The following is a 20,555-nucleotide window of genomic DNA, read 5'->3' as shown; positions in this document are numbered from 1 at the left end:
TGGCTGGATCGGAGGACCATCCATGCACGCTATCGTCATCGCTGGTGGGAAAGGCACCCGGCTAGGGCCCCTGACAGCCGAGACCCCTAAGGCGCTGATGAGGTTCGGCGAATTCACCCTGCTGGAGATAACGCTGCTCCGTCTGCGGGAGGCCGGTGCCGACCGGGTCACCCTCTGCGTCTCCCACCTCGGCGAGATGATAAGGCAGGTGATCGGTTCGGGCGAGGCACTGGAGATCGCCGTCGAGTACTGCTACGACCCGATTCCGCTGGGCACCGCGGGTCCGTTGCGGCAGGTACCGCACTGGGACGAGCCGGCACTGGTGATGAACTGCGACATCCTCACGGCTCTCGACTTCGGCCGCCTGTACAAGCTGCACGTCGACTCCGGGGCAAGGCTGACGGTCGCGACCCAACGCCGCCACGTGGTCGTCCCGTTCGGTGTGATCGAGTTCGCCGAGACCGGCCACGAGGTGCGGGCCATCAGGGAGAAGCCGTCGCTGCCCTTCGATGTCTCGGCGGGCGTCTACGTCGTCGACCCGAAGGCCAAAGACCTGATACCGATGCAGGAGCCGACGGACATGCCCGCCTTGATGCGTGCCCTCCTCGAAGAGGGACACTCCGTTCAGGCGAGTTCGTTCACCGATGTCTGGCACGACATCGGCACCCCTGCGGGCTACCAGGCCGCGCAGCGGGACTTCGCCGCCGACCCCACCGCCTACCTCGTGCCGAAGATCGCAACCCCGCAGCCAGAAGCGGATGATCTGCTCATTTCTTCTCCACTCAGCTGCGAGAACATGAAGGCGAGGACATAGTGGTCGTCGAACCTGATGAGGACTCCGCGTACGTGGCGGTGATCGGCCTGGGATACGTGGGCCTGCCGCTCGCCGCGTCGCTCGCCGCAGCCGGCATCCGGGTGGTCGGGATCGACACTGACCCCCGCGTACGCGACGCCGCCCGAGCCGGCCGGCCCCTCCTGCGGGAGCCGGGCATACCCCAACTGCTCGCCGGTTTGGACGAAAGACGACTCACCTTCCGCGAAAAGTTGCCGGACGAGCCGCCCCAAGCCGTCATCGTGTGTGTCGGCACCTCGCCGGACGTCGAGAGCGACCAGCCCAACCTGCGGCATGTGGAAGCAGCCATCGACATGATCGCGCCGTCCGTCACCGACGACTGCGTCGTGATCGTCCGCAGCACCGTGCCGGTCGGCACCTGCCGCAAGGTCGTGCTGCCCCGGCTGCGGGCGCGCACACCGAGGCCACTGCTCGCGTTCTGCCCCGAGCGCACCATCCAGGGGACCTCACTCGCGGAACTGCACTCGCTGCCGCAGATCGTCGGCGGCCTCGACGAGCGGTCCGTCAAAGCGGCGAGCGAGTTGCTCGCTCCCGTCATGCCGGACCGGGTCACCGTCTCCAGCCTGGAGGCCGCCGAGCTGGTGAAGCTGGTGTGCAACGCGCACACCGACCTCATCTACGGCTTCGGCAACGAGATCGCCCTGATCGCGGAGGGCCACGCGCTCGACGCCAACGAGGTGATCGACGCCGCCAACCTGCGCTATCCGCGCCCGGACATCTCCCGGCCCGGCTACGTCGGCGGAAGCTGCCTCGTCAAGGACCCGTACATGCTGATGCAGGCGGCCCGGCAGGCCGGCCACCACGCCCCGATGGTGGCCGCAGCCCGGGAGATCAACGAACTGGTGCCGCGGCACGTGGTCGCCAGGGCCGTCACCGAGCTCGAGCGCCGCGGGCGCTCCCTCGCCGATGCCACCGTCCTGGTGTGCGGCATCGCCTACAAAGGACGGCCCGAGACCGACGACGTACGCGGCTCCGCCGCTGCCGTCGTCCAGGCCCAGTTGGCGGGCCGGGTGGCGCGGCTGCTCGGCCACGACTTCGTCGTCGCGCCCGAGCGGATCGCCGCCATGGGGCTGCACCCCACCCCCCTGATGGACGGGCTGCGCAAGGCGGACGTGGTGCTGCTCCTGAGCGACCACCCGCGATACGTTCGCGACGACCTCGCGGCAGCGCTGGCCTCGGCCCCGGTGGTCTTCGACATGTGGGGGCTCTGGCAGGAGCCGCTCGCCGATGCGGCCGACATCGCGTACATGAGGCTGGGCCGTGGCTGAACACGTACTCATCACCGGCGGCGCCGGGTTCATCGGCGCTCATCTGGCGCGCAGGCTGCTCGACGAGGGTGCCGAGGTCACCCTGGTCGACGACTTCTCCCGAGGGCAGCGCGACGCCACCCTCGCCGATCTTGAACGCCGTGCCCGGCTCGTCCGCCACGACCTGACCCGGCCGATCCCGGCCGAGGCGTTCCCGACACGTGTGGACACCGTCTACCACCTGGCCGCCGTCGTCGGCGTCCAGCGTACCCAAGACGCCCCCGGGCGGGTCCTGCGCACCAATGTGCTGGCCGCGACCCACCTGTTCGATTGGTGCGACCTGACCCGTCCCGACACCGTGTTCCTCAGCTCCACCAGCGAATTCGCGGACGGCGCCGCACACCTGGGGGCGGCCACCTTCCCGACATCCGAGGAAGTGCCGTTCGTGCTGACCGAGCCGCATGCGCCGCGGTCCAGCTACGCGCTGAGCAAGGCTGTCGCCGAGAGCATGCTGCTGTACCGCGCCGACCGGCTGCGCGTACGTATCGGGCGCTACTTCAACGTCTACGGACCGCGCATGGGCCACTCCCACGTCATCCCGCAGTTCGTCGGCCGCGTCCTGGACGGCGAGGACCCATTCCGGGTCTACGGGGGCGAGCAGACCCGCGCCTTCTGCCATGTCGACGACGCGGTGGCGGCCACCGTCGCCCTGACCCGGCTGCCGGACCCCGGGCCGGTGATCGCCAACATCGGCGACGACACACAGGAGATCCGGATCGCGGAACTGGCCCGGCTGCTGTTGCAGGTCGCCGGGGTCTCTCCGCGTCTCGAGTTCCTCGCCGCCCCCGCCAACTCGCCGGCCCGCCGCCTGCCGGACCTGTCCAGGCTGCGCCGGCTACTGCCCGGGCGCACTCCCGTGCCCCTGGAGAGTGGCCTGCGACACATGCTCGACTGGTACAAGGGGGAGCGTCGCGGCCCGTCGGCCGAAGGAGCCCCGCATGGCAGTCAGTGAGACGCGGCGCGAGATCGTCTTCGCCGACAACACGATCGGCCGGCCCGAGATCGACGCCGTGACGGACGTCCTCACCTCCGGTTGGCTCTCCGCTGACCGGCGGACCCACGTCTTCGAGGAGGAGTTCGCGGCCGCCACCGGGGCGCAGGGCGCGGTCTTCGTCAGCAGCGGCACCGCGGCGCTGCACCTGACGGTGCTCGCGCTCGGCCTGCGGCCGGGGGACGAGGTCATCATGCCGTCGCTGACGTTCGTGGCGGGAGCGGCGTGCTGCGCCCTGCACGGAGTCGTACCGGTTCTGGCCGACATCCACGGCCCACGGGACCTCACCGTGGACCCCGCCGACATCGAGCGGCTGATCACCGAGCGCACCAGGGCCATCGTGGTCATGCACTACGGGGGATACCCGGCCTCCATCGCACAGGTCAGGGCCCTCGCCGACCGGCACGGGCTCCACCTCGTCGAGGATGCCGCGCACAGCCCGGTCGTCGCCACGCCCGACGGCGTACTCGGCACGATCGGCGACATCGGCTGCTTCAGCTTTTTCGCCACCAAGAATCTGACCACCGGCGAGGGCGGCATGATCCTCGCCCGGGACGCCGAACTGCTGGCCCGCGTACGGTCGTTGCGCTCGCACTGCATCGACGGCTCCTCCCGAAGCCGTACGGCGAGCGGTTCCGCCGGATACGACGTCACCGGTGTCGGCCTCAACTACCGGCCCACCGAGATGGCCGCCGCCCTCGGCTCGGTGCAGCTCGGCCGACTCGACGGCGACCGGTCCCGCCGCAGCGACCTGGTCTCCCTGTACCACGGCGGTCTGGCCGGGATCAGCGGGCTGGACGTGCCGTTCGCCGGGCACCAGGGCGCCTCGGCCCACCATCTGCTGCCCGTGCTCCTGCCCGAGGGCAGCGACCGGGAACGGATCAGGCGGCGGTTGCGCGCGGCGGGAGTATCCACGTCCGTGCACTATCCGCCGACGCATCTGATGACGTACTACCGGGACGACCCGGACGGCCTGCGGACCGACGCCATCCCGCGCGAACGGCTCGTACGTACCGAGTCGGTCGCACGCAGGCTGCTGTCGCTGCCGCTGCACGCCCGTCTCGGCGACGACGACGTGGCGTACGTCGTGGACCAGTTGGCCGACGTTCTGGCGGGGGAGTGAGCCAGGGTGGAGATCACCACGACCGACCGCCGCCTTCACCGCGCCGGGCTTTCCTTCGTGGCGCTCGGTGTGGACCATCACCCCTCGGCCGCCGGCTGCCGGTGGTGGGTGGACTGGGACGAGGACGCCCTTCGGGCCGACTTCGGGCGCATGGCCGAAGCGGGTCTGAATTCGGTGCGGCTCTTCCTGTTCTGGCGCGACTTCATGCCCACGGAACACGCGGTGGACTCCGAGATGCTCGCCCGTCTGGACATCGCCGTCCGCGCGGCCGGAGAGGCGGGTCTGTCTTGCGTTCTGTCGCTTCTCACCATATGGATGAACGGCCAGCGCCTCGACCTGCCCTGGCGGCGGGGGCGCAGTGTGTGGCGCGATCCGGACCTGCTCGCCGCCGAGGAGGCGTACGCGCGAGCCGTGGCCAAGACCGCGCACGCCCACGGCAATGTCCTCGCCTACGACCTCGGCGATGAGTTGTGGAACATCGACGAGGCCGAAGCGCTCTCCCTGACCAAGGAGGAGGTCGCCGGCTGGTACCGGCGGCTCGCCGACGCCCTTCGCGCGGAGGCGCCCGGCGCACTCGTCATGCAGGCCAACGACCCGTCGGCGGTGTTCGGCGGCGGCCCGTACGGCTGCGACAACCAGCGGGAGCTCGATCTGATCGCCCTGCACGGGTTCCCGCCGTGGGCCCCCGGCGGGATCGAGTCGACTCTGTCGTACAAGGCGACGAACCTGCCGTCGTTCCTGGCCGCCGTCGGCTCGGCCTACGGCCCGGTTCTCATCGACGAACTGGGCAGCTACGGCGTGCACACCGGCACCGCCGCGTCCTTCCTCTCGGCGGCCACCGCGTCGGTCCTCGCCAACGGCGTCGCCGGAGTCTTCGTCTGGTGCTGGCAGGACATCGCGTCGGCGGCGGAGCCGTACCGGGAACGCCCGGCCGAGCGATATGTCGGGCTGCACACCCTGGAGGGCACCCCGAAACCCACCATGGGCGCCTACCGGCAGGTCCTCGACCACGCCACCGTTCTCACGGCCGCGCGTGCGCCCGCCTCCGCCGCCCTCATGCTGCCGCACCGTCTGCGCGGCCAGGGCACGTCGTACCTGGACGGTGCGGGCGGCGCGGTCGCCGCCTTCCACTCCTATCTCCTGCTCAAGCGGGCCCACGTGGACGCCGACGTGGTCACCTCCGCGGGACTCGACCACCACCGGCACGACCTCGTCATGTGCCCGGCCGCGGACCGGCTCACCCTCGACGACCTCGACGCGCTGCGGGCCCACGCCGAGCGCGGCGCCACCGTCTACCTCTCTCTCGGCGACCATCTGCACGGGCTGCCCGGAGCCGACCTCGTCGGGGCCGAGATCGTCGACTTCCGGCTCGGGGACGACGGTAAGAGCGCGCTGTGCTGGGACGACGCGCGATGGCCGCTTCGATGGGATCCCGCGGTGATGAAACCCACCACCATGGTCGCCACCACCGGCCGGGTCCTCGCGAGTTACCCTGACGGGTCGCCCGCACTCGTCGAGCAGGCCGTCGGCCGGGGCCGCGTGCTGTTCACCAACGCACCGCTGGAGTGCCAGTTCGGCGCACCCGGACTGCTGACGTCGAGCGGATGGCACCTGTTCTACGCACGCATCGCCGAGATCGCCCACGTGCGGCCCGCGGTGCGCTGCGAGGAGCCCGACCTGGAGATCGTGAGCGGCCGCGACGGCGGGCTCGTCGTCGTCAACCACGGTGAGCACCCCATCTCGGCGCAGCTGTCGACCGCCGGCACACGCTACGCCGTCTCGCTGGGAGCCAAGGAATGGACGGTCCTGGGCCGACGGCTCCCGAACCACGGAAGGGAGTCCGCGTTGTGAAGGCAGTCGTCTACCACGGGCCCGGGAAGGTCGCAGTCGAAGAGCTGCCACAACCCCGGCTCGCCGGGCCCCGGGACGCGATCGTCAAAGTGCACCGCACGGCTGTGTGCGGCACCGACCTGCACCCCTACCGGGGCGAGACACCCTCGTTCGAGTCCGGCACGGTGCTCGGGCACGAGTTCGCCGGCACGGTCGCCGAGGCGGGCCCACTGGTACCGTTCGCGCCCGGACAGCGGGTGTTCGCCTCCGACATAGTCGCCTGCGGCTCGTGTGCGCCCTGCGTGCACGGCATGCACTACCAATGCGTGTCGGTCGGCCTGTTCGGTTCCTCCACCCTGGTGGGTCCCGCGATCGCGGGCGGCCAGGCCGAATACGTCCGCGTCCCGTTCGCGGACGTCGTTCTGTGCGCCACGCCTGACGGTGTGTCCGACGAGCAGGCACTGTTCGTCGGAGACGTTCTGAGCACGGCGTACGCGGCGGTGATGGGCGCGCGGGTGCGACCGGGCGACGTCGTGGCGGTGGTCGGGGCGGGACCGGTCGGCGTCCTCGCGGCGGCCTGCGCCCGGCTCGCCGGGGCCGCCGAAGTCGTCCTGGCCGACAGTGACGCCGGGCGGCGCGCAGGCTTCACCGGTCCCGGACGGATCGTCACCCCCACGCAACTCGCCCATATGACGGCTGAGTTGACCGGAGGCTGGGGAGCGCATGCCGTGATCGAGGCCGTGGGGACACCGGCTGCCCTGTCCACCGCCGTCGGAGCCGCGGCCCCCCGGGCCACCATCGCCGCGGTCGGCGTGCACCATGCCGACGCCTCTTTCCCCGCGGGCACCGCCTTCGCCCGGGAGCTGACGGTGCGCTTCGTCGTGGGCGACCCCATCGACGTCCGCGAGCCGGTGCTCGCGCTGCTGCGCCACAAGCGCCTGGACCCGTCCGAGCTGATCAGTCACCGGCTGCCGCTGTCGGCGGCCGCCGACGCCTACGACCTGTTCGACCGCCGCGAAGCCTTCAAGGTCGTCCTCGCTCCGTTCGGAGTATGACCCTGGAGAGCTTCAACCTCGGGTCAAGCGGCAGCCGCCCGTGCGCTTCCCTCGGCTGACAGTTTCCGAATGTGCCGTAGGGCGACGACCGGCACGCTCACACCGATCAGGTTGCAGTAGGCCACCGAGGCGTAGAAGCTGTCCACCGTGCCGGTGGCGTGGGTCGCGGCGGTGCTGACCGCGACGATCAGGCCGAAGTAGATGGCGTTGAGCACGATCGCCCGGAGGCCGCCGCCGGTTTCCTCCATGACGGTCAGCGACATGAGTACCGGGCCCTGGACGGCGTAGGTGAGCGCCACGGCGCCCAGGTAGCTGCCGGCGGCCACGGCCACCCCGGCGTCACCGCTGATCAGCCGTGCCAGTTGCTCGTGCACCGACCACACCAGCAACGCGATCACCACGTAGGCCATGACGGTGACCTCGATGCCGCCGCGCATCGACGCACGTATGCGCGGCCAGTCGCCCGACCCGCGCTGCTGGTTGATGGTGATCGCGGTGGCCGTGCCGAGGACCATTCCCGGCAGCAGCACGAGGTTCTGCATGGTGGACACGACCGTGAAACCGGCCACGGCGTCCGGCCCGTAGTGTCCGAGGACGCCGATGACCGCGAGGTTGTACGCGGAGATCACGAAGAACGACATCGCGATGGGCACGCCGATGCGGCGCAGGTCGGTGAGGACTTCGCGCCGCCAGACCAGGGCGGCCGACGGATGCCACAGTTCGGTGCGGCGCAGCAGGACCAACCCCATGGCCAGGCCGGCCACACCCGCCGTCGCCTCGGCTATCGGGACCGCCGCGATCCCGACGTCGGTGCCGAGCCCGAGACCGGCCACGAGGCCGATCCGTACGCTCGCCGTGAAGACGACCAGCACAGTGGCGTGCCGCACATACCCGTAGCCGCGCAGGCTCGACGCGCAGAGTTCCGGCCCGATGGTCAGCAGCCCGGCGGCGCTGGTCCAGCGCAGGAAGGAGACGAACGCGTCCCGCTGCTCGGCGTCCACCTGGAAGAACCCGGCCAGCAGGGGAGCAGCGATCATGAGAACCAGGAACAGGGCAGCGCCGAGCCCGAGCCAGACCCTGGCCAGGCTGGCGGCGTTCGCCATGACGTCCCGCGGACGCCCGGCCCCCTTGCCGATCGCGGCGGCCACCTGGTTGGCGACCGCAAAGCCCACGGTCACGGCGAGGATGACGAGGCTGACCGGCTGATACAGGGAGCGAATATAGATGACGTCGCCCCCCATACGCCCCAGGATGGCCACGATGCCGAGCTGGACGGCGAAATTGAGAGACTCGGCCACGAAGAGCGGGACTGCGAGGCCCGAGATGGTGCGCCACACGCCCCTTCTCTCCTGCGTGGTCAGGGACGACATACGGGCCTCCGGGGAGCGCGACGGCTGGGGTGTTAAGAGGACTCACGGGACGCTAGCAAGATTCACCGAGGAATCACCATGGGAAGCGCCTGATTGAGGCCGCTGCCGTGTCGAGCCGGCACAGGCTCAGGTATCCGAGGTGAGGGTCGTAGTCGGCCAGGACGATCTTTCGGTCCGACGTCTCCGGGAGGTGGGCGCAGTGCTCCGAGAGCGTGACCCACAGCCCGGTGCACGGCAGTCCGTCAGGGACGGGCAGAACGTCGGCGCTGACACCGGCCTTCGCCCAGTACGGGGCGAAGGCCGGTCGGCAGATCGCGGTGAACGCCCCGGCTTCCTCCACCTCAGCCCGCAGCAGGGCGACGATGTCGGAGGTCGGCACCCCGGCGTGCTGACGGACCCTGGGGGCGCCGAGTGCGCCGTCGCGGTCGAGGACGAGCGCCACGGCCATGTCGCGGGTGGGACGGATGTCCTCGGGGATCGGCGGCCCCTGCCATACGGTCGCCTGGTCCATGACGAGGACGAGCGCACGTCCGTGGGAACCCGCGGGCAGGGTGGTCGCGGTGAGCCGGAGCGCGGTGAACGCGCCCGCGGCGCCTTGGTCGGAGATCGCGAAGACCGTGTCGATGCCGTCGAGCGCGTGCTCCAGGAACGGCATGGGGAAGCCGGGCTCCGCGTCAGGAGTGGAGCTGGCGAGCACCGCCGCGTCGAACCCTTCGGCAAGCGGTCCGAGCCGGCCGAGCATCGGCCCGGTCATGTCGTGGAAGGTGGTCCGGCGACCCGCGAGGTACGCGTCCTCCCACGGGAGCCCGAACAACTCCCACAGATGGCCGAAATAGGTGCGGTCCAGATCGTTGAAGGCGCTCAGCCCGTCGAAGGCGCAGTGGTCGATGTGGGCAAGGCGCAGGTCCGCTCCGATACCGTCCGGCTTCGGTCCGATGTACACCGCGTGGCCTTCCTTCCGGTTCAGTGCTCGAAGACCATGGCCGAGAAAGTGGCGCCCAGGCCGACCGCGGTCATCAGGTAGCGGTCGCCGGGCGTGAGCCTGCCGTCCGCGCGGGCCGAGCAGTAGTTGATGAAGGTGTCGGCGCCGAAGCAGTGCCCGACCTTGGAGAGGTTGTCCAGGTAGAGGCGGTCCAGGTTCTTGAGTCCCAGGCCCTTGATCACCTTGCGCCAGGACAGCTGATTGACGTGGTGCGGCAGAATGAGGCGGATGTCGTCGATCGTCAGGCCCGCGTGGTCGAGGGCGGCGGTGATGACGTCGACGAGCACGTCGGGGTAACGCACGGCCCATCTCTCGTGATCCTCCTCCGTCATCCGGGAGCCGCGGTAGAACTCGCCGCAGACGCGGGAGGCGTAACCGAGCATCCGGTCCCTGCCGATGTCGCCCGCCCGGACCAGGAGCGCCACCACGCCCTCGCCCATCACGGCCGTCGCCCCGAGGACGCGCGCGTCGTCGGTGAAGGTCTTCTCTCCGGCGAAGACCAGGGCGAGAGCGTCCGGATCACCGTCCTGCGCGAGCATCCGCCCCGCCAGTTCGACGCAGACCAGCACGGTGGCGCAGGCCTGCTGGCTGACGGAGAACGCCGGCGCGTGCGTCAGGCCGAGAGCCGCGCGGGCCTCGTGCAGCGGGTTGACCGGGTACGGTGCGGACACCGGCATGGTCTTCGCCTGGAGCACGTAGCGCACCCGGTGCTCCTGGCCGCGCAGCTCCGTCAACCCCCGCCCAGCGGCGATGAGTTGCTCCGCCATGCTCCGGTCGTGATCCACCCGGATCTCGGAGAACCCGTAGTACAGACGGTATGCCGTGATTTCCTGGTCGCTGTGCCCGAACGCACGCAGGCGTCCGGCGACCGGTTCGCTGTGCCGGGGCAGATGGACCGCGACGGCTTCGAGGGATGTCACCGTCCGCCTCGCTGTGCCCGGCCGTCGCGGGCCTCGGGAAACGCGTTCTCGACCACGGCTGCCACGTGCGGCCAGTTCATTCCGTCCCGTATCCGGGTCAGTCCGGCCGCACCGAGGTTCGTACGCAAGTCCTCGCTCTGCAGCAACCGCAGGACCGCGGCCGCGACATCGCCGGCTGTCAGGTCGCACACCAGCCCGTCGACGTCGGCTCGCACCACGTCCTCCACCCCGGCGAAGCGCCCGGACACCACCGGCTTGCCGCAGGACCATGCCTCCGCGAACACCAGCGGGAAGACATCCGCGCAGGAGGGCAGGCAGAGCAGGTCGCAGGCGGCCAGCGCGTCGTGTTTGCCGCTCTCGTCGAGCAGGCCGAGGTCGAGGATCCGCTCGTCCCGGTGGCGGGCGAAGACGCTTTGGTCCGCCCTCCCGCCCGACGGCCCACCGAACGCGAGAACCGTCTCCGGACGTACTCCCCAGATCAATGGGGCTGCTTCGAGCAGGAGGTGATACCCCTTTGACGGAACCCGGCGCCCCAGGAACAGCACCAGCGGCCCGGTCACCGAATGCCGGTCCCGGAACGCCGCGCCGTCACCGGCCCCGATCAGATCCGGTGCCTGCGGGATGTGGCGGATACGCGAGGCGGGCACGCTGAAGTCGGCCAGGAGCGCCGCCTCCGACGGGGTCAGAGTGAACACGGCACCGGCCGCACCGCACAATCGGCGCCCCAGCCGGTGATCCGGCCAGGTAACGGGGGCGGAGGCGGGTGTCAGCAAGAACTCCGCCCCGCTCTCGCGGGCCAGCTCGTACCCGAGGCCGGCGTATTCCGCCGACGCGAGGTCGTACACGTGCACCACATCGGGACGCCGCCAGTCCGGGTTCGCGCCGAGCTGCTCTCGGGTCCGGAACCGGACCGGCAGATCGTCGGACGGTCCGGGCGGGCGCGCGGAATCGGTGAGAACCGCCACCTCGTGCCCGCGCTGGATGAGCGCGGCGGCGGTGCGCCACGCCATCCGCAGGCCACCGGTGGTCTCACTGTTCGCGTAGCCGCCGAAGACGGTGAGGACCCGGCTCATGCTTCGTCCTCCTTCACACCGACGGCGGCCCGAAGAGCGGAGATGTCGACCTTTCCCAGCGCGGAGCGGGGGAGAGCCCGCAGGAGATGAACGTGGTGGGGCACCTCGTGGGCGGCAAGCCGCTCGCGGCACAGTGCGATCACCTCGCCGGCCAGTCCGGCACCGCCCCGGGGCCCGGCCACGACGGCGGCGTGGACCGTCTGCTCGCCACGCTCCTCGACACCGAAGACGTGCACGTCGGCCACGTCGGGGTGGTCGCGGACAAGGCGCGCGACCCGCTGCGGGTTGACCTTCTTGCCGCCCACGTTGATGAACGTTTGCTTGCGGCCCAGCAGGAATACCTCGGACGTGTCCGAGATACGCACCAGGTCGCCGGTTTCGTAGAGACCGGGGCCGGGTCCCGGGCCCCCGTCGGAGTATCCGGTGAACATCGTCGAGGTTCGGACCGCGAGCCGATGACCGGATCCGCCGGACTCCTCCCCGGGCGGGTCCGGCAGCAACTCCCATTGCACGCCCGGCGCGAACACCCCCACCGATCCCGGCTGCCAGGTCTCTCTGCTGCCGTCCTGGCAGGCGACGAGCCCGGTCTCGGTGCTTCCGTAGACCTGGTACACCGGCACTCCGCACAGCCGCCGCACGGCATCTGCCGTCTCTTGCGGCAGTGGGCCGCCCGACGACAGCAGGAGCCGCAGCCCCGGGGCGTGCGCCTCGGTTCCCCAGGCGCGGACCAGCATCGAGTACAGCAGAGGCGTGCCGAGCACCACGGACGCACCCTCGGCCAGAGCTCGCACGAGCCGGCCGATCGAGAACTTCGGCATGGTCAGGACCTGAGCGCCGGCTCTCAGCCCGGCGAACAGACCCCCGATGAGCCCGAACGAGTGCGCTACAGGGATGGGCAGCAGGATCCGGTCCGCCGGGCCGTACGCATGGATGCTGCGGTACAGCTCGCCTCCCCTGACCGCGGCTCGCATCGGCTGCCGCGCGAGCCGCGGCTCCGACGTCGAACCGGAGGTCAGCAGCAGGAGGTCGGGGCTCGCCGAGCCGGATCCAGCGGGCGGGGTCCGCGACGTCGGGGGGCCTGGTGCGAGCAGGTCGTCATAGGTCAGCTCCGTCGGACCCGTCGGCGCGGGCACCGCCGACGACTCCGGTCTGATCAGGGTCCGGGCACCGGCGGACCAGATCACTGACCGCTCGTCGCGCAAATGCGAATTGCCCGCCTCGACCACGACGACGTCGACCGCCGCCGCGAGGAGGCCGAGCAGTACGGCGATGCTGCTGCGGCTGCCGTCCAGTACGGCGATCACGGCCGGCCGCAGGCGCTCCGCGTGACGCGCCACCCGCATGACCTCGGCCCGCAGCTCGGCGCCCGACGTCGTCACTGTCCCGTCCGCGGTCAGCTCACCGAACACAGGGCGCTCCGCGGCCCGTGCCTCCTCCGGGCCCAGCAGCGCGGCGACCTCCCGCATGGCCTGGTCCGTCACCGTTCACCCAGCTCCGGCGTCGTCGCCGGAACGTGTCCGGCGGCCGTCGCCCGCTCGACGTGGTCGGCCAGGCCCGCCAGCGACAGGTGGTCGGACAGGACGGCGTCCACGGCCTCGTCGAGGTCGATCTCGTACGTGTCCAGCAGGTCGCCGACGAGCTGGACCAGGGAGATCGAGTCGAAGCCGAGCGTGACCAGGTCCATGTCCACATCGATCTCCCACTCCGGGACCCGGAGGAAGCGGGTGGCGAGGCCGCGCAGCTCACGCTCGATCGCGAGCCGTGACGGGGCCGGTTCCTCCGTCGGAGCGCGGTCGGACGGAGCGGCGCCCGACGCCACCGTCACGGACGGCGACGGTAGCGGGTCCGGGTCCTGCGCGAACGGGAGCCAGTACCGCTTCTTGTCGAAGGGATAGCGCGGCAGCGTCACCGGGAAAGGTCGCGGGCCTGGCCACAAGGGGCTCCAGTCGACGACCGAGCCCTGTGTCCACAGCCGCGCCAAGTGCGCCAGCTCCCGGTACTCGCGGGTCTGGGCGACGACCGGCTCGGAGTTCCCACCGTCGGCATGGTGCGGCACGGCTGTGCCGTGGCAGACCCGGGGCACGTCGTCGCCGCGCACGAAGGAACGCAGCCCGGCCAGCACCTCCTCGGTGCTCCTCGCCAGCACCGCCAGGCGCACCGGCATCTCCTTGCGGCGCAGCGCGGCCATGTACGTGAGCGCGCGTAGTCCGGGCGCGTCGGCGCTGGCCAGCAGCTCCGCGGTGCGCTCGGCGATGATGCGCAGTTGCGGGAGGGTCCGGGCCGAGAGCAGAAACACGTCCTCCTCGCCGTCGGCGTCCGCGGTCGCTCCGGAGCGGGGGCGTTCGTCCAGGTACTCCTCGACGATGACGTGGGCGCCGGCTCCGCCGGACCCGAACGAACTGACACCCCCGCGCCGGGGCGTGCCCGGCTCGCTGCTCCACTCGGTCAGCTCGGTGGGGAAGTAGAAACGACCCGATTCGGTGTCGATCATCGGGTTGACCTTGTCGAGATGGACGCAGGGGGCGATCTGACGGTGCCGGAGCTGAAGCAGGAGTTTGGTGAGGCCGGCGATTCCCGCGGCGCCTTCGAGGTGCCCGATGTTCGCCTTCACCGAGCCGACGGCGCATCGTGGGCGTCCTGCGGTGCCGTTCTCCGTGCCGTCGGCGCGAGGAGTGAGCGCGGCGTTGAGCCCTGCCGTTTCGAGGGGGTCACCCAGCTTGGTGCCCGTGCCGTGCGCTTCGATGTAGCCGATGGACTGCGGCGCCATCCCCGCCCGGCGTATCGCCTCGGTGATGAGATCGGCCTGTGCCGTGGGGTTCGGGACGGTGAAACCGGAGCGGCGGCCCGCGGAGTTGACGAAACTCGCCTTGATCACGCCCCATATCTCGTCGTTGTCGGCCTCGGCGTCCGCGAGTGGCTTCAGGAGAACGGCGCCCACTCCTTCGCCGGGCACGAAGCCGTTGGCCCCCGCGTCGAACGCCCGGCACCGCCCCTCGGGTGAGAGCATGCTCCTGGAGGCCAGTCCGGCCAGGTGAGCGGGGTGCAGGATCAGGTTGGCCCCGCCCGCGATGGCCATCCGGCATTCACCGTTGCGGATGCTCTGACAGGCCAGGTGCACGGCGGTGAGCGAGGAGGAGCAGGCGGAGCCGACCGCGTAACTCGGCCCCTGGAAGTCGCCATGGTACGAGACCATGTTGGCCAGTCGCCACGCTGTTGAATCGGCGCTGGTCAACTGCCCTGTGTTCCAGCCCGTGGCAGCGATCCGGCCGTACGTCTCGTACATGACGCCGACGAACACCCCGGTCGATCTCTCGTGGGAGGCCGTCCCCAGGTAGCCGGTCTCCTCGAGCAGACTCCAGACGACCTCGAGGAAGAGGCGTTCCTGCGGGTCCATGATCTCGGCATCGCTCGGCAGGACGTCGAAGAACGCGGCGTCGAACCCCGCGACATCGTCCAGGAAAGCACCCCACTTGCCATAGCTTTTCTGGTCACGCCCGCGGCGCTCGTCATGGTGGGTGCGCCAGTCCCATCGTTCCTCGGGTATCTCCACCACGCGATCGGCGCCCGTGCGCAGCGTCTCCCACAGGCCGGCCATGTCGGTCGAGCCGGGGTAGTAGCCGCCGACACCGACCACAGCGATGTCCAAGGGGCTTTCGACACGTTCCGACTCTGGACCCGGCGTCATGCGTACCCCTCTGAACGATGCTGCCTGCGGAAGTACTTGACGGTTGGATCCGCCGAACCGCCGGAGTCCAGATACTTCGCGAACCGGCCGGCGTTCACCGCGTGTACGAAATTCCAGGTCACGGAGACGCTGGCGGATAGGGCGACAGCCGCGTGGTACCAGCCGGCGGGGATGAAGATGGCGTCGCCCGGCTGGAGTGTCACCTCCAGCGCGGGTTCGACAGAGTTCCACAGCGGAAACCGGGCGGTGTCGGGCCGGTCGAGGTCAACGACGCCCGCGCCGTCGCTCAGCGCCTTCCCCGCTGCCGGGGGGTAGAGCACGAAACGCTTCTCGCCGGTGATCTGGCAGAGGCAGGCGTCGCTGGCCCATGGGTCCACGTGCAGGCGAGTCCGCCCACCGGCCGCGCAGATGAAGAGCCCCTTGGCCGGGAAGCTGTCCTTCGTCGGATCGGCGTTCTCCTTGATGGCCGGGAACACATAGTCGTCCGACGGCAGCCAGGAAGGTGCCGCCCAGTCGCCCTTCAGCTCCGCGAACGCGTCGTCCGCGCAGATCATCTGGAAGTTGCGCTGCCTCGCGTACCAACGCATGTACGGCACCGGCTCGCCGCCGGCCACGCCGTCCGCCATCGCGGAGACGTACTCCTCGAAGCGCACGACCCGCTGCATCTCAAACAGGGAGTCGAAGACCGGAACGCGGCAGTCCCCGAAGCGCCGGGCCAGCTCGCCCAGGTCCCACGGCGGGGGCTGCGGCCACCACTGCCGGCACCAGCCCCTGCTGACGAGAGGCTGATTCTCGGCGAGATGGCCCGCGATGAATTCCGCGCTGCTCATACCGGCGGGCGACGTGTTACCGGCCATCCGATGGCCCTCCGTTCATTTCCGCGTTTCGGCGGCCGCGAAGGCCACCACGAGATCCGCCTGATGGGTGAGGGTCACCACCACCTCGTCCAGCTCCAGCGCATCGGCGATCGTCCGGGCGCCTCGGTGCAACGTGACGACGGGTCTTCCCCAGGGGTCACCGAGCACTTCGATGTCCCGCCAGTGAATGCCCTGCCCGAACCCCCGGCCGAGGACCTTGCACGTCGCCTCCTTGGCGCAGAAACGCCCTGCGAGGCGCTCCACCCGGCGCTCCGGCCGAAGCCCCACGGTCTGGGCAAGCTCGCCCTCGGTGAAGAGCAGGGAGCAGTAGCGGGCGCGCCGCACTATTGGCGCGAATCGATGGATGGCCAGCAGATCGACACCTGTCCGCACACCAGATCCCTTCTAGGTGCCTTCAGGACACCGCACCCAGAGCCCCGGCTCTCATGAAGTCGGCCAGGGTGGCGACGGTGCTGAAGACCTCGGGTTCCAGTTCGTCCAGGTCGACTTCCAGGCCGATGCTGTCCTCCAGGGCCATCATCAGCTCGACGACGTTGGTGGAATCCAGACCGAGGTCCTCCACGAGGCGGGCGTCCGCGTCGAGTTGGGGGATCTCCCGGTCGAGTACGGCGGAGAGTGCGACGCGGATGTGCTCGACGGTCTGCTCGCGGTTCATCAGCCCTCATCTCTCGTGCTCGTCGGTGCCGGGGTCCGGGCGTACAGGTGCTGCTGGCGCAACAGGTCATCCGGCAGATCGCGGCTGCGCACGAGATGGGCCACGCCGTCCCGGACGAGTACCTCAGCGGGGAAGCCGTGGCTCAGGAACCGGCCAGGCGAGGCCGAAGGGCCGTAGGCGCCGGATCGGGTGACGCCCAGCAGGTCACCTTCCCGGAGCGGCGGCAGGACGGCACCCTTGAGCAGGGTGTCGTTAGGCGTGCACAGCGGACCGGTGATGGTCCAGGGCCGAAGCGCGCTGTCGTCGTGCGGACGGTTGAGCAGGACCACCGGGAAGTTCCGCTTGGTGTACGAGCCGATGCCCACCGCGGCCATGTGGTGGTTGCTGCCGCCGTCCGCGACGGCGAACCATTTGCCCATGGACTCCTTCACATAACGCACCGACACCACGTAGACACCGGCGCGCGCAGTCAGGAAGCGCCCCGATTCCATCAGCAGGCGCGTACCGGGGTGGGTGCGCGCGAACTCCTCGATCAGGGGGTTGATGCAGTCGGCCACCCGCTTTTCGTCGAGGTCCTCCTCGCCGTCGAAGTAGGCGACGCCCAGTCCGCCGCCGATGTCCACGGCCTCCAGCGGGATCCCTGTGGCGGCTGCCACCCGGTCCGCCAGATCCAGGATGTAGCGGGTGTTCCTCCCGATGATGTCGGGATCGAGGATCCGGGTGCCCATGTACACGTGGATGCCCGCCGGTTCGGCGTTCCGCCAGCGAGACGACAGGTCTCCGGCCGCGAGCACCAGCGCTTCGTCGATCCCGAACTGCAGCGGCCGCCCGCCCATGGTCAGGCGCGATCCGCGGACCGTGAAGGCCGGATTGATCCGCAGCAGGACGCGCTGACGGACTCCGCGCTCGTCGGCGAGCCGGTCGATCCGGTCCACTTCGTCGAAGGACTCGGCGACGATGGCGTAGACGCCCGCCTCCAGGCAGGCGGCCAGCTCGTCGTCGCTCTTGCCGGGGCCGAGGAAGATGATGTCTCGCGCTTCGGCGCCGGCCAGTAGCGCGGTGCGCAGTTCGACCAGCGACGACACCTCGGCCCGCGCGCCGCCCTCGAGGAGGGTGGCGAACACGCTGATGTTCGGGTTCGATTTAAGCGAGAAGAAGGCTTCTAGGGCGGGGTGCAGCGCCCCGGACAGGGCGGAAAGGGTGCGCAGCAGGACATCGCCGTCGTAGACGTAGAGCGGCGTGCCGAAGCGTTCGACCAGCTCCGTGTATTCGATTCCCTGGATGTTCATAGGCTCTCAGGTCGGTGGACTCGTGCCGCCCGGCGGAGGCCCGGACTACGGTCATGCTCGGTCCGCTCCGCCTCGGGGACAAGGCTTGGGCGGGCGGTCCACGGACCTGCCCAAAGGTCCAGGGGTGAATGCCAGATTCCCAACAGCGCCCAGGCGGCTGAAAAATCGGGCCCGGTAGCCCGGCACGCCGGCGGCAGGAGCGGAGGGACAACTGGTGACGACCGATGCGGATCCCGAGCATGCCTCGGCCACCGCGAGGGGGTCGTCCTGACCGCCATCGTCGAGGTGTCGAGACATGTTCCCCGGCAGCGGATCGGAATCGAGGAGCTGGGGGCCCGACTGGGCCTGACGCCGTCGCGCGTACGCCTCTACGAACGCCTGTTCGGGCTCAGGTGGTTTCCCTACGAAACCGGCTCCACCGCGATGGACCTCATGCTGGCGTCGGCGTCGGGCCTGACCCAGCTCCGCGAGCGGGAGAAGGACGTTCGCTATGTCGTCCTGGGGCGTGCGATCGAGTTCGCCTCCCCGTACCCGTTGATGCATGTGCAGGAGGTCGTGCGGTCGCTGTCCCTGGAACACGCGACGGCATTCACGGTGACGCAGCATTCCTGCGCGACCGGCCTGCTCGCGGTGTCACTCGCTGGACGGCTGCTGGCCGCCGACCCGGATCCCCGGGCGCTCGCGCTGGTCCTCACGGGCGAGAAGGCGTTCTCGCCGACAGTTCAGCTCCTGTCGGACATCACCATCAACAGCGAGGGCACGGCGGCGGCACTGATCGCGTCCTCCGCCGACCACGACAGGCTGATCGGGTCCGCCACCAAGATCTACGGACGACGCGGCGACTACGTTCCCGCACTGGCGCAGATCATTCTGGATGCGGTCGATTCGGCGAAACTGACATTGGACGACATCGCCCTTATATTGCCGCACAATGTCAACCGGTTCACCTGGAAAAAGGTCTGCACGCTCCTCGGCATACCGCTCGACCGAGTCTTCCTCGACAACGTGCCGACCATGGGACACAGCTTCTGCGCGGACGCCTTCTTGAATTATCTGGACGCTCGTGACGGTGGACGCCTGAATCACGGCGATCGGTACGTCATGGCCGCCGCCGGCCTCGGCGGCACCTATTCGGCCATGGTGTTCGCACACTGACGGAGGTGAGCCGCCATGCATCGGCGGGCGACAGGAAGGGAAAACATGATGCCAGACGAAGCACACCTTACGTCCGCCCGTCCGGCGCCGGACACGCTGGCGATCGCGGGGGGTTCCCCCGTCCGTCCACCGAACCGACCGTGGCCCAGATGGCCGCAGCCCGCCGAGAACGCCCCAGATCTGCTGGCCTCCGTGCTCGCCGGCGGCCGCTGGGGGATCAGCGGACCGGCCACGGGCAGCGAACCCTACGAGCGTGCTTTCGGCCGGAGGTTCGCCGAGTACGTGGGCACGCGCCACTGCGTGCCGGTGGACCATGGCTCCAGCGCCCTGGTCACCGCACTGGAAGCTCTCCGGCTGCCCTACGGGTCCACGGTCCTCGTACCGGCGCTCACCTGGGTGGCGAGCGCCAGCGCGGTCTTCCGCGCCGGCCTCGTGCCGATACTGGTCGACGTCGACCCCGAGACGGGCTGTGTCGGCCCGGACAACGTCGCACCGGAAGCGGATACGGGCGCCCTGATCGCCGTTCACTGGGCCTGCGCCATGGCGGACATCCCAGGGATTCGCGAGATCACCGATCCCCTGGGCATCACCGTCATCGAGGATGCGGCCCAGGCGCACGGCGCCCAGTGGCTCGGGAAGCAGGCCGGATCGCTGGGCCGGATCGGCTGCTTCAGCATGCAGCACTCCAAAGTGCTCACCGCGGGCGAGGGTGGTGCCGTGGTCACCGATGACGACGCGCTGGCCGCGCTCCTCGAGGAATTGCGCGCCGACTCCCGGCGGTACGCCGGCGGTCAGTCGACGGCCATGGGCCTCGACCTCGTGGAGAGTGCGACCCTGATGGGAGCCAACTTCTGTCTCAGCGAGTTCGGCGCGGCGGTCCTGTGCGCCCAGCTCGGCATTCTCGACGAGCAGCACGCGATACGCAACGCCAATTACCTCCTGCTCGGGAAGCTGCTCGCGGACGTGCCCGGTGTGCGGCTGCTGAACCACCGCGAGGAACAGACCCGGCTCTCCCTCTACGAGGTACCGCTGATCTTCGATCCGCTGCCGGATGGGGTGACGGCGCAGCAGATCGCCGACGCGCTCACCGCCGAGCTGCACACGCGTTTCTATCCTCCGCGGGCGCCCCTCAACCGCAGCACGCTGCTGCGGCCGTGGACGAAGCCGAGCCTCGCGCACCTCGCCGAGCGCTTCGTCGCCGAGCACCGTGCCCGAACGTATCCGCACGCCGAACACCTGGTCGCACACACCGTGCTCGCCCATCACGGCAGCTTCCTGGGGGACGAGCGCGACATGGCCGACATCGCCGACGCGGTGGCGAAGGTCCTGATCGCGTACCAGTGATCCGGCGGGCCGTGCGCATCGTCCGGTGCGAGGCCGGTGTCGTGC

Annotated in this window: 18 protein-coding genes; 8 read left to right on the top strand and 10 right to left on the bottom strand. The window is 69.9% G+C overall.

Annotated elements, in window-relative coordinates:
• Positions 1 to 22: 22 nt before the first annotated feature.
• Genes HCN51_RS37265 through HCN51_RS37240 form a run of 6 tightly spaced genes read left to right on the top strand, consistent with a single transcriptional unit; the run spans position 23 to position 7,159 of the window.
• Positions 23 to 814 carry a nucleotidyltransferase family protein gene (locus HCN51_RS37265; RefSeq protein WP_168016385.1) on the top strand — a complete coding sequence of 264 codons (792 nt, stop codon included), beginning with the start codon at positions 23 to 25 and terminating at the stop codon, positions 812 to 814.
• On the top strand, positions 814 to 2,121 hold the full coding sequence (locus HCN51_RS37260) for a nucleotide sugar dehydrogenase (RefSeq protein WP_206068332.1): 1,308 nt from the start codon (positions 814 to 816) through the stop codon (positions 2,119 to 2,121). Before HCN51_RS37265 ends, HCN51_RS37260 begins: the two co-directional genes overlap by 1 nt.
• Positions 2,114 to 3,112, top strand: a complete 999-nt coding sequence (locus HCN51_RS37255; RefSeq protein WP_168016383.1) for an NAD-dependent epimerase/dehydratase family protein — start codon at positions 2,114 to 2,116, stop codon at positions 3,110 to 3,112. Before HCN51_RS37260 ends, HCN51_RS37255 begins: the two co-directional genes overlap by 8 nt.
• Positions 3,099 to 4,274 carry a DegT/DnrJ/EryC1/StrS family aminotransferase gene (locus HCN51_RS37250; protein ID WP_168016381.1) on the top strand — a complete coding sequence of 392 codons (1,176 nt, stop codon included), beginning with the start codon at positions 3,099 to 3,101 and terminating at the stop codon, positions 4,272 to 4,274. Before HCN51_RS37255 ends, HCN51_RS37250 begins: the two co-directional genes overlap by 14 nt.
• 6 nt (positions 4,275 to 4,280) lie before the next feature.
• Complete coding sequence (locus HCN51_RS37245; protein WP_168016379.1) at positions 4,281 to 6,125, top strand: cellulase family glycosylhydrolase; 1,845 nt, start codon at positions 4,281 to 4,283, stop codon at positions 6,123 to 6,125.
• Positions 6,122 to 7,159 (top strand): alcohol dehydrogenase catalytic domain-containing protein, encoded by a 1,038-nt coding sequence (locus HCN51_RS37240; protein ID WP_168016377.1) that lies wholly within the window; start codon positions 6,122 to 6,124, stop codon positions 7,157 to 7,159. The genes HCN51_RS37245 and HCN51_RS37240 overlap by 4 nt, the downstream gene beginning before the upstream one ends.
• Positions 7,160 to 7,182: 23 nt before the next feature.
• Here the strand turns inward: HCN51_RS37240 and HCN51_RS37235 are convergent, their stop codons facing one another.
• The 10 genes from HCN51_RS37235 to HCN51_RS37190 all read right to left on the bottom strand — a co-directional run bounded on the left by HCN51_RS37235 (position 7,183) and on the right by HCN51_RS37190 (position 18,011).
• Positions 7,183 to 8,529, bottom strand: coding sequence for an MATE family efflux transporter (locus HCN51_RS37235; protein WP_168016375.1), 1,347 nt, complete (start codon positions 8,527 to 8,529; stop codon positions 7,183 to 7,185).
• Between the two features lie 73 nt (positions 8,530 to 8,602).
• Positions 8,603 to 9,472 (bottom strand): hypothetical protein, encoded by an 870-nt coding sequence (locus tag HCN51_RS37230; RefSeq protein WP_168016373.1) that lies wholly within the window; start codon positions 9,470 to 9,472, stop codon positions 8,603 to 8,605.
• A 20-nt stretch (positions 9,473 to 9,492) separates the two neighbouring features.
• Positions 9,493 to 10,431, bottom strand: coding sequence for a 3-oxoacyl-[acyl-carrier-protein] synthase III C-terminal domain-containing protein (locus tag HCN51_RS62575; RefSeq protein ID WP_168016371.1), 939 nt, complete (start codon positions 10,429 to 10,431; stop codon positions 9,493 to 9,495).
• A complete protein-coding gene (locus tag HCN51_RS37220; protein WP_168016369.1) occupies positions 10,428 to 11,504 on the bottom strand; it encodes a glycosyltransferase family 4 protein in 1,077 nt (358 codons plus the stop codon). Before HCN51_RS37220 ends, HCN51_RS62575 begins: the two co-directional genes overlap by 4 nt.
• Entirely contained in the window at positions 11,501 to 12,970 is a 1,470-nt protein-coding gene (locus HCN51_RS37215; RefSeq protein WP_168016367.1) for a class I adenylate-forming enzyme family protein, read from the bottom strand. The genes HCN51_RS37220 and HCN51_RS37215 overlap by 4 nt, the downstream gene beginning before the upstream one ends.
• Before the next feature lie 11 nt (positions 12,971 to 12,981).
• Entirely contained in the window at positions 12,982 to 15,150 is a 2,169-nt protein-coding gene (locus HCN51_RS37210) for a beta-ketoacyl synthase N-terminal-like domain-containing protein (protein ID WP_168016365.1), read from the bottom strand.
• Between the two features lie 35 nt (positions 15,151 to 15,185).
• A complete protein-coding gene (locus tag HCN51_RS37205) occupies positions 15,186 to 16,046 on the bottom strand; it encodes a cupin-like domain-containing protein (protein WP_168016363.1) in 861 nt (286 codons plus the stop codon).
• Between the two features lie 15 nt (positions 16,047 to 16,061).
• On the bottom strand, positions 16,062 to 16,439 hold the full coding sequence (gene acpS / locus HCN51_RS37200; protein WP_168016361.1) for a holo-ACP synthase: 378 nt from the start codon (positions 16,437 to 16,439) through the stop codon (positions 16,062 to 16,064).
• A gap of 22 nt (positions 16,440 to 16,461) precedes the next feature.
• A complete protein-coding gene (locus HCN51_RS37195) occupies positions 16,462 to 16,722 on the bottom strand; it encodes an acyl carrier protein (protein WP_168016359.1) in 261 nt (86 codons plus the stop codon).
• Positions 16,722 to 18,011 carry a type III PLP-dependent enzyme gene (locus HCN51_RS37190; protein ID WP_168016357.1) on the bottom strand — a complete coding sequence of 430 codons (1,290 nt, stop codon included), beginning with the start codon at positions 18,009 to 18,011 and terminating at the stop codon, positions 16,722 to 16,724. Before HCN51_RS37190 ends, HCN51_RS37195 begins: the two co-directional genes overlap by 1 nt.
• A 285-nt stretch (positions 18,012 to 18,296) precedes the next feature.
• Between HCN51_RS37190 and HCN51_RS37185 the strand changes: the two genes are divergently transcribed.
• Positions 18,297 to 19,166 (top strand): 3-oxoacyl-[acyl-carrier-protein] synthase III C-terminal domain-containing protein, encoded by an 870-nt coding sequence (locus tag HCN51_RS37185; RefSeq protein ID WP_206068331.1) that lies wholly within the window; start codon positions 18,297 to 18,299, stop codon positions 19,164 to 19,166.
• A 192-nt stretch (positions 19,167 to 19,358) separates the two neighbouring features.
• The gene (locus HCN51_RS37180) at positions 19,359 to 20,510 is read left to right on the top strand and encodes a DegT/DnrJ/EryC1/StrS family aminotransferase (protein WP_206068330.1); all 1,152 of its coding nucleotides are present in this window, start codon (positions 19,359 to 19,361) and stop codon (positions 20,508 to 20,510) included.
• The last annotated feature ends 45 nt before the right edge of the window (positions 20,511 to 20,555 follow it).

It is taken from the genome of Nonomuraea composti (assembly GCF_012034275.1).
Taxonomy (GTDB): domain Bacteria; phylum Actinomycetota; class Actinomycetes; order Streptosporangiales; family Streptosporangiaceae; genus Nonomuraea; species Nonomuraea composti.
Note: the sequence above shows the minus strand (reverse complement) of the source record. Positions and strands in the feature narration are given on the sequence as shown.

Bases quoted from the DNA above. Each gene is read 5' to 3' on its own strand.
- HCN51_RS37265 (WP_168016385.1), top strand. From the start codon at position 23: ATGCACGCTATCGTCATCGCTGGTGGGAAAGGCACCCGGCTAGGGCCC.
- HCN51_RS37250 (WP_168016381.1), top strand. From the start codon at position 3,099: ATGGCAGTCAGTGAGACGCGGCGCGAGATCGTCTTCGCCGACAACACG.
- HCN51_RS37235 (WP_168016375.1), bottom strand. From the start codon at position 8,529: ATGTCGTCCCTGACCACGCAGGAGAGAAGGGGCGTGTGGCGCACCATC.
- HCN51_RS37220 (WP_168016369.1), bottom strand. From the start codon at position 11,504: ATGAGCCGGGTCCTCACCGTCTTCGGCGGCTACGCGAACAGTGAGACC.
- HCN51_RS37215 (WP_168016367.1), bottom strand. From the start codon at position 12,970: ATGCGGGAGGTCGCCGCGCTGCTGGGCCCGGAGGAGGCACGGGCCGCG.
- HCN51_RS37205 (WP_168016363.1), bottom strand. From the start codon at position 16,046: ATGGCCGGTAACACGTCGCCCGCCGGTATGAGCAGCGCGGAATTCATC.
- HCN51_RS37195 (WP_168016359.1), bottom strand. From the start codon at position 16,722: ATGAACCGCGAGCAGACCGTCGAGCACATCCGCGTCGCACTCTCCGCC.
- HCN51_RS37190 (WP_168016357.1), bottom strand. From the start codon at position 18,011: ATGAACATCCAGGGAATCGAATACACGGAGCTGGTCGAACGCTTCGGC.